The sequence below is a fragment of the Snodgrassella sp. W8158 genome (assembly GCF_016100435.1).
In the GTDB taxonomy this organism is placed as follows: domain Bacteria; phylum Pseudomonadota; class Gammaproteobacteria; order Burkholderiales; family Neisseriaceae; genus Snodgrassella; species Snodgrassella alvi.
This window is the reverse complement of sequence record NZ_JACFSM010000016.1, coordinates 1-487: the sequence shown is the minus strand read 5'-3', so window position 1 is coordinate 487 and position 487 is coordinate 1. Positions and strand designations below refer to the sequence as shown.

Sequence of the window (487 nt, the reverse complement as noted above, 5' to 3'; positions counted from 1 at the left end):
TATAAGATTCTGGAATGGTCCGGGCTGGTCATCACCAGCAAGAGAGAAAGCTGATCAGGAATGTTTTGATGAGCTTCAATTAACTTTGCCTGACCCACATTACCCACTGGGTTCTGAAGCAAGTAATGAATGGCTTAGTAAAGTTTATACACCTGCATCATTAGAATGTATGAAGAGAAAAGGTTTTTAAAAAATGTTTCTATAATGCTTCAAGCTGAACATTAACAGCTTATGATTTTGTAATCTGATAAATTAGCCTTGAGCTGAATTTTATAATAGTAATATTAAAAGAGTGAATTCAGGGCTGTATCGATATCTAAAAGATGATTTTTGCATACTAGTGCAACTGAAATAAAAGAAACTAGCCTATTCTGGTAAGGTCAACTAAACCTCAGGAAGGAATGCATTATCATGAGACACCACATTAAAATTATATTCCTGTTAAGTATGTGTTTGTGCTTGGAGGGTTGCATGGAGGCAGCTATAA

General features: G+C 35.3%; 1 protein-coding gene. It reads left to right on the top strand.

Annotated features, from left to right (window positions below; all coding sequences use genetic code 11):
• Positions 1-190, top strand: a 190-nt coding sequence (locus H3V11_RS11930) for a hypothetical protein (RefSeq protein ID WP_232335830.1), incomplete at its 5' end; no start/stop codon positions are given.
• Between the last annotated feature and the right edge of the window lie 297 nt (positions 191-487).